This window comes from Aeribacillus sp. FSL K6-3256 (genome assembly GCF_037965805.1).
GTDB classification, from domain to species: domain Bacteria; phylum Bacillota; class Bacilli; order Bacillales; family Aeribacillaceae; genus Aeribacillus; species Aeribacillus composti.
The window spans coordinates 3130970-3143265 of the sequence record NZ_CP150188.1; the positions used below are offsets into that span (position 1 = coordinate 3130970).

General features: G+C 38.4%; 16 protein-coding genes. 2 read left to right on the forward strand and 14 right to left on the reverse strand.

Translation table 11 applies throughout. The features are described 5' to 3' along the window. Nucleotides 1-150 precede the first annotated feature (150 nt). The gene (locus tag NSQ84_RS15110; RefSeq protein WP_063388408.1) at nucleotides 151-471 is read right to left on the reverse strand and encodes a MazG-like family protein; all 321 of its coding nucleotides are present in this window, start codon (nucleotides 469-471) and stop codon (nucleotides 151-153) included. 225 nt (nucleotides 472-696) lie between these two features. Between NSQ84_RS15110 and NSQ84_RS15115 the strand changes: the two genes are divergently transcribed. Further along, nucleotides 697-1281, forward strand: coding sequence for a TetR/AcrR family transcriptional regulator (locus NSQ84_RS15115; RefSeq protein WP_063388407.1), 585 nt, complete (start codon nucleotides 697-699; stop codon nucleotides 1279-1281). Next, a complete protein-coding gene (locus NSQ84_RS15120; protein WP_063388406.1) occupies nucleotides 1278-1688 on the forward strand; it encodes a DUF5367 family protein in 411 nt (136 codons plus the stop codon). The genes NSQ84_RS15115 and NSQ84_RS15120 overlap by 4 nt, the downstream gene beginning before the upstream one ends. Nucleotides 1689-2353: 665 nt before the next feature. Here NSQ84_RS15120 and NSQ84_RS15125 read toward each other — a convergent pair. From NSQ84_RS15125 to NSQ84_RS15185, 13 genes are all read right to left on the reverse strand, one after another. After that, nucleotides 2354-3445 (reverse strand): SDR family NAD(P)-dependent oxidoreductase, encoded by a 1092-nt coding sequence (locus NSQ84_RS15125; RefSeq protein ID WP_063388405.1) that lies wholly within the window; start codon nucleotides 3443-3445, stop codon nucleotides 2354-2356. 35 nt (nucleotides 3446-3480) lie between these two features. Next, nucleotides 3481-3921: a MarR family winged helix-turn-helix transcriptional regulator gene (locus NSQ84_RS15130; protein ID WP_063388404.1), complete on the reverse strand. Its 441-nt coding sequence runs from the start codon at nucleotides 3919-3921 to the stop codon at nucleotides 3481-3483. A gap of 246 nt (nucleotides 3922-4167) precedes the next feature. Further along, entirely contained in the window at nucleotides 4168-4614 is a 447-nt protein-coding gene (locus NSQ84_RS15135) for a GNAT family N-acetyltransferase (RefSeq protein WP_063388403.1), read from the reverse strand. A 220-nt stretch (nucleotides 4615-4834) separates the two neighbouring features. Next, nucleotides 4835-4963 (reverse strand): hypothetical protein, encoded by a 129-nt coding sequence (locus NSQ84_RS15140; protein ID WP_261308733.1) that lies wholly within the window; start codon nucleotides 4961-4963, stop codon nucleotides 4835-4837. A gap of 315 nt (nucleotides 4964-5278) precedes the next feature. Further along, nucleotides 5279-5992 carry a FadR/GntR family transcriptional regulator gene (locus NSQ84_RS15145; RefSeq protein WP_063388402.1) on the reverse strand — a complete coding sequence of 238 codons (714 nt, stop codon included), beginning with the start codon at nucleotides 5990-5992 and terminating at the stop codon, nucleotides 5279-5281. After that, on the reverse strand, nucleotides 5985-7046 hold the full coding sequence (locus NSQ84_RS15150) for an Ldh family oxidoreductase (protein WP_063388401.1): 1062 nt from the start codon (nucleotides 7044-7046) through the stop codon (nucleotides 5985-5987). The genes NSQ84_RS15145 and NSQ84_RS15150 overlap by 8 nt, the downstream gene beginning before the upstream one ends. Nucleotides 7047-7060: 14 nt before the next feature. Further along, a complete protein-coding gene (locus NSQ84_RS15155) occupies nucleotides 7061-8017 on the reverse strand; it encodes a hydroxyacid dehydrogenase (protein WP_063388400.1) in 957 nt (318 codons plus the stop codon). A 13-nt stretch (nucleotides 8018-8030) separates the two neighbouring features. Continuing rightward, nucleotides 8031-9002: a UxaA family hydrolase gene (locus tag NSQ84_RS15160; protein WP_339212054.1), complete on the reverse strand. Its 972-nt coding sequence runs from the start codon at nucleotides 9000-9002 to the stop codon at nucleotides 8031-8033. Further along, nucleotides 8992-9186 (reverse strand): UxaA family hydrolase, encoded by a 195-nt coding sequence (locus NSQ84_RS15165; protein ID WP_339212056.1) that lies wholly within the window; start codon nucleotides 9184-9186, stop codon nucleotides 8992-8994. Before NSQ84_RS15165 ends, NSQ84_RS15160 begins: the two co-directional genes overlap by 11 nt. Further along, complete coding sequence (locus tag NSQ84_RS15170) at nucleotides 9176-9469, reverse strand: UxaA family hydrolase (RefSeq protein ID WP_232515603.1); 294 nt, start codon at nucleotides 9467-9469, stop codon at nucleotides 9176-9178. The genes NSQ84_RS15165 and NSQ84_RS15170 overlap by 11 nt, the downstream gene beginning before the upstream one ends. A gap of 373 nt (nucleotides 9470-9842) precedes the next feature. Beyond that, nucleotides 9843-10937, reverse strand: a complete 1095-nt coding sequence (locus NSQ84_RS15175; RefSeq protein WP_339212057.1) for a hypothetical protein — start codon at nucleotides 10935-10937, stop codon at nucleotides 9843-9845. Nucleotides 10938-10957: 20 nt separating this feature from the next. Continuing rightward, entirely contained in the window at nucleotides 10958-11920 is a 963-nt protein-coding gene (locus tag NSQ84_RS15180) for an ATP-grasp domain-containing protein (RefSeq protein WP_063388396.1), read from the reverse strand. A 90-nt stretch (nucleotides 11921-12010) separates the two neighbouring features. After that, nucleotides 12011-12214 carry a hypothetical protein gene (locus tag NSQ84_RS15185; RefSeq protein ID WP_063388395.1) on the reverse strand — a complete coding sequence of 68 codons (204 nt, stop codon included), beginning with the start codon at nucleotides 12212-12214 and terminating at the stop codon, nucleotides 12011-12013. Between the last annotated feature and the right edge of the window lie 82 nt (nucleotides 12215-12296).

Below are 12296 nucleotides of genomic sequence, written 5' to 3' on the forward strand. Positions count from 1 at the left end.
ATTTGCAATTGGTCGACCATAAAAAGAAATGGATTTCACAATCTATTCAACAATCGTTTGCGGCATCAAAGAATACGGAAGAATCCGTTCACCACGTGAAACAGCGATGCCGCAATTTTACCTTATTATGGAATTTTTAAGACATAAAACTTAAACAGTAGAATAACGATCTAACAGCTTCTTTTTATGTGAATGAAATACTTCTTCCAAAGGAATATTGTATTTGTTTGCAATCACTATGATGTTTCCTAACACATCTCCCAGCTCTTCGATTAATGCCTGTTTATTTTCCTCAACTGAACCTGTTGATTCGTCTGGTCTGTCTCTGCCAATTTCAAGCGCTCTTATAGCTCGGGCAACTTCCCCTGTTTCTTCGGCTAAAAATCCAATGCGGACAAAAATATCTAATTCAGCCCAGCCCCTGCTGTCATAATACTCCTTCACCCATTGTTGAAACTCATTGATATCCATTTTGTTCACCTGCCCTTTCTCTCTTAAAAAGAGTCACATGAAAACTCTTTTCTTGTCAATATTCAAATTAGAGAATTCAAATGACTTTTGAAAAGATGGTAATTATGACCATTTTATATTGTGGTACTGTCAAGAATTTTGTATAATCTAAAATGAATCAGTGAATAAACGGTAAATTTTTTTGAGTTAAGTTAGTTATATGAATAACTAATAAGGAGTGATCATATGGCAAAGCCGAATGTTATTAGTAAAAATGAATTAATTCGTTCCGCGAAGAAGTGTTTAGTCAAAAACGGAATTGAAAAGTTCACATTGAGGGCAGTCGCCGAAACGGCAGGGGTTACGCAGGGGACTGTTTATTATCATTTTCGAACAAAAGAACAATTATTATTGGATATTGTAAAAGATATTTGCGACAGTTCTTGGGACGAATTATCGAAAAGTGACGGCAACATCATTAAACAAGCGATTGAGACAGCGAAAAGCCGTTGTTCTCATGATTCTTTTTTTCATAAATTGTTCTTAACGCTCGTCGTTTCAGGTTTTCATAATGATAAAATCAGGGAACAGCTTGAGGGGATTATTTTACAAGAAAATAAAGCTCTAGCGGAAAATTTATTAAAAATATGGCCTTCATCACCAATTAAAGGAATTTCGCTTGACACATGGGCGATCATTTTAAACGCTGTTGTAGACGGAATCGCCTTACAGGCTCTATTGTCAAAAAATTTTCCGGTAGAGAAAACATACGCAGAACTTGAGAAATTATTTATAGCATTGAGCGGCTTACAAGAGGTGGAGAACAAATGAAAGGATATTTGTACACAGCATGCTGGAGCGTTTTTGTTTGGTTTTTTGCCACAATGTTTTTTGTTATGTTTGGGGACAGCGTTCTTTTCAGACCGGGTACAGCGGAGTTTGCTGTCAGCCTCTCTTTGCTAATAGCTGGAACAGGGGTGTTATTGGCAGGAGCCACGTATTTATATGTATTGTTTGACAAAGCCGAAAATGCACCGCTGAAATTTGGATTCATCGGCACGATCGTTGGTTTAATTTTAGATACTTTTTCTTTATCCAACCACCAGCTGATTTTTCCTAAGCTTGATGAGCCGCAGGTTATCGCTTTTGCAGCATGGATGTCTTTTGCCTACGCATTGTATTTATTAATACCTGCCATAATAAATGAATTAATGAAAAAGAAGCTTAAAACCGAATGAATTAAAATGCAATCACAAAATGTGGGTGTCTAATAAGTCGTTTTTACGGCTTATTGACGCCCCCATTAATGTTTTAGAAATGTTGATATATCGTGGTTATCAATGACGATTTGACTTTCTAAGACAGCCCCTTTAGGGCATTGTATGACTGTTCGAATTTAAAGGGATTTCACCTTATCAAAACGTGAGTCTTTTCTTTTCCTTATTTAAGTAATCCATGCTGCCGCCTGCCTAATAACCGAATCAACATTTAGAAGAAAGCAAGATAGATGTTGAGGACGTCTTTCTCATTAAAAAGAATTTCAAAATGTCCTTTTACGCTATTTATAAGCTGCCGTCTACCTGATAAAACTCCGAAGAACCTTTTATTTTAACTTATACGTTTTGATCATCAATTTTATCATTGAAGCTAGACAAACTGTTCCAAATAAAACAACATATAAGAAGGCCGATTACTAAAATCATTCGTATTTAGAACAGCAAAAATTAAAACTGTAAAAGTGAGAGCCAGCAAAAAATACAAACTATATTTACCCAATAATTTTGAAATGAATCCTATTCCAACAACTAACAATAAGAATATGCCAATCTGGCAAAAAAAAATTCCAAGCTCCTCACTTCTCGCATAAAGTTTAGAATTCCAGCTGATGGCACTTTTCTAATCTTTAAATTGTTTTTCTTTTACAGGAAAACCAAGTGCACGGATTAAGATATTTTTTGTACTTGGCAGCGACTTCCCGACCTGCGATTGCCAGCCCGGCCCACCAAACGATTTCGCCAATTGCAATCAGCGCCGGAACAGCCGCCGCTTTTTGAGTAAGAGTGAGCGGAAGCAATGGGACAACGGCGGCTAGTCCATACAAAATAAACGAGGCGATAATAAGAATGACAGCAATCTTGCGGAGATAGCCTCTTTTATGCCTACTCGGCTTTTGCTGTCCGCCATCCTCTGTCCTGTAAAAAAATTGTTGAAGCATTTTTCCATATTTTCTCATCATGATAGCATCAGCCAGCTTCGGTGATATGGAGTTAAGCTTGGCAAAAAGGATCGTGGACATCCCTCCCATAATTCGTACTGTCTTCTTTTTTTCAATTGTTTTAAGCAAATCCTCTGCCACTTTTTCAACAGGCATAATGGAAACACCCATTTTCCTCCAAAGCGGATGAAATGGTCTTTCAGCTTCAGTATCTGCAGGACTTGGCGAAAAATAGGCAACCCTTGCTTGACTGCCTTCCAATTCCAATTCACGGTTTACAGCTTCAATAAATGTGAACAGCCCTGCACGTGATGCAGCATCGACACTATAATAAGGAAAAGCCAAGCGGCCATCTGCAAATCCCCCGATATGCACAATCGTGCTGCCTTTTTGTTCTCTCATATGCGGCAGGAATGCCTTCGTTATAAGAATCGCTCCTAAAAGATTGATATCAAGCGTGTTCTTCGCTTCTTCATAACTATGCTCAGCTAAAGACTTTCTCACGTCATAACCCGAAGCATTGACGACAATATCAATATGGGCCGACCACCTTTTTACAATATCTTTCAGTTCTTCAATCGATTGTAAATCAGTAATGTCAAAAACGGCTGTTGTTATATCTCCAGTTATTTGCTCTGCTGTCTTTTTAACCTTTTCTTCATTCCTTCCAACTAAAAGAAGCCTTGCACCTTTATCGGCAAAAGCTTTTGCAAAGCTTGAACCTAATCCCCCTGAAGCGCCTATGACAATAACGGATTTACCCTCAAAACTCCTTTTCATGAACAGCTCCTCCATGTAAGAATGTATATGATGCATTAGCGATCTGTTTTTTGCAAATAACGAACGATTTCTGCCAATAAAGTTTCCAGAAATTCATATTTATGATCGCTTCCTAAACACTCTTTTATTTGCAAGTCAATTTTCTTGTAGAGCTTTTCATCACCTTCGACAATGTTCTTTCCTTTTTCTGTAACACTTACATAATAAACTCGTTTGTCCTCCTGCGATTGTATTTTTTCTATAAGGCCCATTTTTGACAGCTTTCTAATCATCGCTGAAACAGCCGGCTTCGTGAGGTTCAAAGCTTCTGCCACCTGAGAAAAATTGGGTTTCCCCATATAGTAAATAGTCGTTAAATAATAGTAGTCATTGCTGCTGAATTTTTTAATCTCTGCCTCCGTCAAATGCATATGTAAATTTTTAATCGATTCCCTCCACAAATAATTTGCAATAAACGCAATGCTGTCTTTAACCATAAAATCCCCCAATAAATAGTTAAATATATTTAATTAAATATATTTAACTATTTACCATTATTTTTTGTCAATCACAAAAAAAATTTCCCCAAACATAAGCGTGGGGAATAGCACTTGACAAAATTTGAATTCGTTTCTCGTTTTAAAACATTATCTCATTCGGTTTCATATGCGCACAGTGATTGCATGATTCTTTGGCGGAGACCGAAAATTGGCTGGATAAAATTTCAGCTAGGAAAAAACTGTCTAAAACAAATTTTTTTTCATCACAATTCGATTGCTATTCACAGCATAACCATTTTTTCTGTAGAAGCTTTCTGCGAGTCCTCCAGTGGATGTTAAGAGGTAAATGCTTTTAACTTGTTTCTTTTGTAAATCTTTCTCTAAATATTGGAGAAGCTTAGAGCCATAGCCTTTACCTTGAATTTCATGATTGATGCATAATTCCGCTAAATAAAAAGTTATTCCTTGATATGTTTTCTTGCTGTTCCCTGCTATAAAACCAATGGGAGTTCCATCGATTTCCCAAAAAAATCCTGTAAATTTCGGAGTATGCAGCAAATCTGTAAGCCTTTCTTTAGCCGTTTCATATGTCCAGCTTTCATTCCAAGGGTCACGATTAAAAACTTTCATATATAGTTCAATACATTGTTCCAAATGTTTTGCCGTCATTGGTGCAATTGTTTCTGCCACAAAAATTTCCCCCTATAGTAAATAGCTGGGGAGTGCATCCTGACTCCCGTCTGTTCGAAAACACTCCCCATTAAACTATTCGATTTGGTGTTGCCAGCACAGAAAACTTTCTCTGTTGTTTTTGCTTACCATTTTCTATCTATTTTAAATCTTAAAATCATTTTAATAGAAAATGGCCTTCATGTCATTTGCGAATTCTAGTCTTTTCGGCTAATTTTGTTTATGCTTCCGTTTCATTTTGTACATCTTTCGTAAAATCTTCAGAATTTAAATAGCCTGGTTCTAGGATAAGTTCCTCATCATCATAAAAAAATCCAGCGAACGGATACCGCTGACGGACTGGCTGCACAGCCTATGCTCATAATTAAGAAGCTTAATAAAGAAGGTGAGGCGAATTTTTCCTGCTGGCAGCTCTGCCTTTTTCCTTTCAAAACACAGCCAATTCCAAATAGCACAAGAAATATCTCAATGAATCTCGGAAAAAATGGCGCCTGACAATATATTTTTGCTATAAAAATCAGGGAAATGGCAAGCGTCGGCGCTAAGGCACATCAGCTCATATATAAGGGTGATAGAGTTTTGCTTTCATTTACCGATAAGAGGCCGAACAATACAGTGGTGAACCCGTCGATTTTTTCTCGGAAATAAACTTAAATGTCATATGTTAGCCGTTATCCCTCTTTGCGTTTTCTAAAGTCTGCTCGACACTTTGTAAATGCTTCTCCATGCTTTTCCTTGACCTAATTATGTCGCGCTTTTTGATCATTTCGACAATTTCTAAGTGCTCCAGCCACGAATGGTGCATCCGATCAGGTATTTTAGATGTCTCCACCCTGATATTGTTAAAAAGGCTAGTGAGACTGTTCATTATCCGATAAGCAATTGCGTTCTTGGAAAGCTCCGCAATTCTAATATGAAATTTGTGATCTCGTTCAGACAATATCTTTTCATTCACTTTATTTTCGCTGATTAATTGTACAGTCTCTTTCACAAACTGATACAAAACGTCAATTTCCGAATCGGATGCCCGTTCAACAGTCCATACTACCGCTTGCGTTTCAATGAGCATTCTTATTTCAAATAAATCTGCAAATTGGTCGCTTTTGACAAAGTAATGATTGGCTAATTGAGCTAAATTATTCGTTCCATCCGCTACAAAAACGCCATTCCCCTGTTTAATTTCAATAAATCCGAGCGTAGAGAGAACTTTGTAAGCTTCCCTTATTGTATTTCGACTCACATTTAATTTAAGAGAAAGCTCTCTTTCTGACGGCAGCTTTTCCCCGGGTTTCAACTTATTTTCTTGAATAAGTGATTTCAATTCTTCAACAATCTTATTCGGAACAGTGGAACGATCAAAACGAATATTTTCAAACATAATGATCACCTGTGGTAGGAAATTCCAAATGCAACTGATTAGCCAGCTGCACTAAATCCTTTTCAACTTCCTGAGATAAATGAATACCACAATGTAATTTATGAATATAAGATTGTTCTCTTCGTTCCCCAGGGTACAAAATTGTATGGACTTCTTCTTTTTTAGGAACAGCTTTCATTTCCAAAAGCATTTTTTGCAGAAGAGAGGTAAATTGATCGACAGGCATAAATTTTTCTATATCGATTAAAATAAAAAAATGCCCTACATTTGCTATTTGGCCGTTATCGTCATATATATTTTCGACATATGGGCCGTAAGCAGCACCTGTTAATATCCCTGTTAATATTTCCACTGCCAAAGCCCAGCCATACCCCTTTACTCCTCCCGAAGGAAGAACGGCTCCGTTTAATGCTGCTGCAGGATCTTCCGTATCATTGCCTCTTTGATCGATTGCCCAGCCTTTTGGAATGGCTTTTCCTTCCTTTGCCGCTTCTATAATTTTGCCTCTTGCAACGACGCTTGCAGACATATCGATAATAACATCCGGTCCGTTTTTGACTGGAAAGCCAAATGCTATCGGATTCGTTCCAAAGAAAGCTTTTTTGCCTCCCCAAGGCGGAATCCCAGGCGGAGAATTTGTCATCACAATTGCTGCAAGATTTTCATCGCAAGCTGCCTTGCAATAATATGATGCACATCCAAAATGGTTGCTTTTTCGAATGGCGATGGCAGCAACTCCCGTTTCTCTTGCTGTTTTGATTCCCTCTTTAATGCCATAATATGATGCAATCTGGCCCAATCCGTTATCTCCATCGACAGTTAAAATGGATAACCCTTTTTTTTGTATTTTTATGGACGGGGTCGGATTAATCCGCCCCTCTTTTAAACGTTTTGAATAGATCGGCAATCTGCTGATTCCGTGGCTTGTGATACCTTCAAGATCTGCCCTTATTAATGAATCTGCTACAACTTCAGCATTCTCTTTTTTAACGTTTTGCTTCACCAAAACATCTTCAACAAATTTTTTTAGAGCTTTCGCATCATAAACAGTCAAACTTCACTCACCCTTTAAAAATCAGATGAAACTAAAAATAGTGATTCTTTTCCCTCAAGTACTTTCATAATTTCATCTGAAATAATGTTAGTGATTCGTTCTTGGGACTCTTCTGTTAATCCAGCAATATGCGGAGTTACAGTAATCTTGCTGCTGTTTAATAGAAAATAGTCTTTTTCGACCGGCTCATTCTCAAGTACATCTAAGTAAGCACCAGCTATTTGCCCGGATTCCACCGCCTTGAATAAGGCGGATTCATCAACAATTCCCCCGCGAGAAGTGTTGATAATAATTGCATTTTTTTTCATTAAGTTAAATTCTTTCGTACTAAGTAAATTTCTTGTTTCATTCGTTAGCGGAACATGAATGCTTACAAAGTCGGACTCTTTTAAGACCTCTGCTAATTCAACCTTTGTAATCCCCGTTTCAGAAAAAGGATAATCGAATTCTCTTATATAAGGATCATAGCCGATCACTTTCATTCCAAATGCAATGGCTCTTTTAGCAAGCCTGTGGCCAATCTCTCCCGTTCCGATTAATCCCAATGTTTTCCCGTATATCTCATTTCCCGTAAATAATTTCCTATTCCAATTTCCTTTTTTAACGTCTTCTCCGGCTTGTATGATAGGCCTCGATGCCGTTAAAATAACGGCCATAACATATTCTGCTACTGAAACCGAATTGGCATTTTTGGCGGAGACGATTTTTACATTACGTTGTTTTGCTGCAAGTAAATTTATATTATCAAGCCCGACTCCTAATCTGCCGATTACCTTTAATTTTTTCCCTGCATCCAGTATTTCCTGATCAACAATTGTCTGGTTTCGAACGACTAATGCGTCTGCATCTATTATTTTGTTTATTAATTCCTGTTTATTTCTCCATAAATCCGGATTGTATTCGACCTCCGCTATTTTCCTCATCCTGTTAATCCCGGATTCAGGCATATATTCAGAGATTAGTATTTTCATTACTTTCCTCCGCTCATGCACTGCGATAAAGTTTCGTCAAAACAAATTCTCTATGCCCTAATGTTTCCGCTGCAGTTAAACGTCCGTTTATTGTTCGGATCAAAATGTCGAGCAGCAAATCGCCAGCCTGCTGGAGATTATATTCCCGTTTCAATAATCCTGTAACGTCTACATCGATATGCTCTGACATAGTAGAAACTGTAATTGGATTTGCCGAAAGCTTAATAACGGGTACTATTGGATGACCAATTATATTGCCTTGACCGGTAGGAAAGAAATGTACGACTGCCCCTCCAGCTGCCATTAAAGTAATGCATTCAGCTGCTGCAGAGGAGGTATCCATAAAATTCAATCCCGCTTTTACTGGAGCCTCCGCAGGTCCTAAAGCATCAACCACCGGTTTTGTGCCCGTTTTTTCGATATTGCCGAGCGCCTTTTCCTCAATTGTTGTGAGGCCGCCTCTTATATTTCCTTCCGTCGGCTGGCTGCCAAGCAGATCAACACCTTTTGATGCGATTTCTTCAACATAGTTTTGATAAAGGCTTAAAAATTTTTGTTTTACTTCTGGAGTGGCACAACGCTCTGCAATTATATGTTCGCCGCCAGTTAATTCGGAGGTTTCACCGAACAAAACAGTTCCGCCTTCGTCAATTAAACGATCAACTACATTTCCTACCGTAGGGCATGATCCTAACCCGGTTGTCGTATCCGACTCTCCGCATTTAATACTCACTAAAATTTCTGATAATTCCACAGGCTCTCTGCGAATTTCAGAAGCATTCTGCAAAAATTTTTGTGCTGTTCGAGCTGCTTTTTCAATCGTAGACAAATCGCCATAACGTTCAATTGAAAATCCAGCTACCGGCTTGCCTGTTTTTTGTACCTCCTCAACAATTCGATTTGTCCAGTTAGGCTCAATACCAATCACAACAACAGCTGCTACATTTGGATTAGAACAGTTGCCGATAATCGTTTTAAAAAACAAGTCTAAATCCGGCCCATATTGTAATCGCCCGTATGCATGCGGGATCGCTAAAGTACCAAGGAACAATTTTAGCAACCGCTTCTGCTGCCGCATTAGAAATGTCATCGACAGGCATGATCACTACATGATTCCGAATACCAACTCTTCCGTTCTCTCTGCGATAACCCCAAATTTTATTCTCCATATTTCCACCTCGCCGTTTTTAAATTATGAGTATGAACATAGCTCCCTTTATAGATTTTTTTTGTAGCTACACCAATCGGTACGCGATATTCAATTACTTTGCTGTTTTCATCCAAATCCACTAAAGCAATCTTATGACCAAGAGGAATAAAATCTCTAGACTCTACTGAAACAACTGAATCGTCTTCCAAGATGACCCCTTGGATTTGCTCGCCTGCTTCAATGTCTTCTATTGCGACTCCCACAGAATCGCCGACATTATGTACTAAAAACTTGTGTGACACTATGAACCACCCCTCCATTTCCTTTTTTACAACGCATTTGGTTCAGACATTCAATGGTCCAACCAATTTCTTTAAATTAAATAAAAACAGGCCTTGCATGCCTGAAAATATATTATTTCCAAGCATTGCAAGGCCCTTCAGTCGTCTGATCGAACCTAAATTATTCCTATTGATTTACTGCGTTTTAAATATTACCATGGATTGAATTTTTTGTCAATATTTTTTCAAAAAAAATCAATTAAATTATGTTCAAGATTGGCTTCGTTCCGGGAATAATCATTCAAAAATTCCACTCTTGCAATCTTTTCAACAACTCGAGAGCCATTTATGGCGAATCATTAAGTTATGATTTTCATAAAATGGCGAAAAATCGTTACCGTTCCAGAGCCCGTTCCGCCTTGCCCAGCCGCCTTATATGCTTGATTCCGATGGAAGTAATGAAAATCAACTGATAGAAAAGGTTCAGGAATAACAACAACGGAGCAGGCTGTAAAAAGAATAAAAGAACGTCTTCAAACGGCCTTGTGAATATGATAGCTGACCACAAAAAAATGAAATACGTATATAAAATCCAAATAAAGATATGAAAGGCAATCCGCACAAAAGCATAGAAGGAAAGCCAATTAATTTTCAATTTCTTTAGTTGATCTATTGCATTTTTCCACAAATTCGGCTGATTCAATAGATCAACGATCATCCAGTAGCCGTCTCCAGGAAGCAGCGGGAAAATCGCAAACAGCATTCTAAACATATGAACAATAAGAAAGGACCAAATCCATGGTGAAAGCTGTGCAAAGCATAAGCCGATCACTGATGTTAATCCGCATACAATCAAATCTGCCGTAAAGCCCGCGATGTTGATCCGCATGCGCTGCCATTTTGATAGCTTCCAAGCTTCATTGCAAACAATGCTAAATAACGGGACAGGCCCGGACCATTGAACAGAAATGGAAATGTTCCCTGTACGCGGCATTGTTAATAAGTGCCCAAGCTCATGGATGAGGACTGAAAATGTTAAAACTCCGGCGATGATCCATTGACCTTTTAGATCAGTGACGAGAAAAAATGGAGTGTTGATCATGAACAAAACGGTGCTGATGATCGAAATCAAAACAGCACCTGCGGTAATCCAGTTAAACCATTTACGCTCCAGCCAAGGATTGTAATAGGTTATGAGCGGCTTTTGATCCGGCTCAAAATCAGATTGTTTTTCTTCAATAAGGGAAAAGGCTGCATCCTTATCGATGCCTAACTTTTCAAGAAATAGTAAAATTTCCTTCTCCGATACTTCCATTTTATCTGCAATAGAAGATATAGGCTCTTTGTTTGCCAACTGCTCCAACAATTTTTTTGAATAGTTATCTATTTGCAATAAAAGTCCATCCGGTCGTTCAATCCAGTACCGATCTTCTTTTATCTTTCCTATTTTGTATACTAACGGTTTTTGAAATGACTGTGAGTAATTCACAAATACTCCCTCTCCAAACGTCAGTTTCTCACTTTCAGTTTATTTTCCTCTTTAAGAATGGCTTGTTTGATCAAGTATGAAGCCAGCTGGGAAACAATTGAAACAGGGGCAACCCGATCGAATCCTTCGAACATTGGGCTTGGATTACATTCAATGCATATAACAGAACCGTCTGGACGTAGTTTTAAATCAATTCCGCTGAAAATAAGCCCTAATGTTTCGCATGCCTCTATACATAACTGAGCGATCTCTGGCGTTATCTCAAAGGGTTTGACTTGATGGGCGCCTTCACGATAATCAATTCCTTCTCCCTCAATGATAAATGATGCGATGACTTTTCCGTCCAGGACAAATACACGTACATCCTGGCCTTGTATGTATTCTTGGAATTGCACCGGTGCTGTGCTCAATGCTTCTAATCTTTCAGGTTTTTTATCTTCCTCTGTCAATAGACGGCACAATGCTCCTCCAGCAACGGGTTTATAGATGACATCGCAGTTATGGCTGAATTCCAAAACTTTTTCCGGATTGCTGGTTACTAACGTTTTAGGAACGGGAATACCTGCTCTTCTTAGACACTCAAGGTGATAAGGCTTTGCAAAATGAATGAGCAGTGTATCAACAGGATTGACGATGAGTCTGCCGAAGTAAGAGGAAGATTTTAACCAAGACAGCCAAGCAGCATATCTCTCCCGCTCCGCCGCATATGCCAAAAATCCATTCTCCTTGATTTGTTCCTTTATTTGAGAAGTATCGAATGCAGGAGTAGGAACAAATAATGCTCTCAAAAAGTAAACGTTCGTTTCCGATAAATCACGGTTTTCATAATGGCTGTCTTCACCGCCAAAGCTTAAGGGGTAGGGGACATCCGGCGAATTATCTAAAATGAATGCTTGGGCGCCTTGTCGAACCAATTCCTTTTGTAAATAAAGACAATGCCTTTCAAATTGTGAACCGATAATACCAACAGATACTTCCGCCATTTCGCACCTCCGATGAAATAAATGAGAATTTTCCGAATTTTAGCGCCCCAGAAAACATTCTCTGGGGCGCTTGTCCAACTTTTGCAAAACCTATTTTATAAAACCGCCTTCTTCGCCAAGTGCATATGTGGTAACAATTGGTCCGCCTTCTTCCCCGATAGCTTGAGTTGTATATCCTCCTTCTTCGCCTAAAGCTAACGTTGTGGCATATCCCGGATCCACAATAGGGCTCACAAATAACGGAGAGCTAGATTGCCTTACTTCCAATTCTTCAATAAACAATTTCTTTTTCATTTTTGATTCCTCCTATTCAAAATATTAAAAAAATTTTCTGTTTAAAAATAACATATTTACCTTTATCTTCCTATAGATAAAA

Coding starts and splice junctions, on each gene's coding strand:
- NSQ84_RS15115 (WP_063388407.1), top strand. CDS start 697: ATGGCAAAGCCGAATGTTATTAGTAAAAATGAATTAATTCGTTCCGCG.
- NSQ84_RS15165 (WP_339212056.1), bottom strand. CDS start 9,186: ATGGAGAATAAAATTTGGGGTTATCGCAGAGAGAACGGAAGAGTTGGT.
- NSQ84_RS15180 (WP_063388396.1), bottom strand. CDS start 11,920: ATGGCGGAAGTATCTGTTGGTATTATCGGTTCACAATTTGAAAGGCAT.
- NSQ84_RS15185 (WP_063388395.1), bottom strand. CDS start 12,214: ATGAAAAAGAAATTGTTTATTGAAGAATTGGAAGTAAGGCAATCTAGC.
- NSQ84_RS15110 (WP_063388408.1), bottom strand. CDS start 471: ATGGATATCAATGAGTTTCAACAATGGGTGAAGGAGTATTATGACAGC.
- NSQ84_RS15130 (WP_063388404.1), bottom strand. CDS start 3,921: ATGGTTAAAGACAGCATTGCGTTTATTGCAAATTATTTGTGGAGGGAA.
- NSQ84_RS15145 (WP_063388402.1), bottom strand. CDS start 5,992: ATGTTTGAAAATATTCGTTTTGATCGTTCCACTGTTCCGAATAAGATT.
- NSQ84_RS15125 (WP_063388405.1), bottom strand. CDS start 3,445: ATGAAAAGGAGTTTTGAGGGTAAATCCGTTATTGTCATAGGCGCTTCA.
- NSQ84_RS15155 (WP_063388400.1), bottom strand. CDS start 8,017: ATGAAAATACTAATCTCTGAATATATGCCTGAATCCGGGATTAACAGG.
- NSQ84_RS15120 (WP_063388406.1), top strand. CDS start 1,278: ATGAAAGGATATTTGTACACAGCATGCTGGAGCGTTTTTGTTTGGTTT.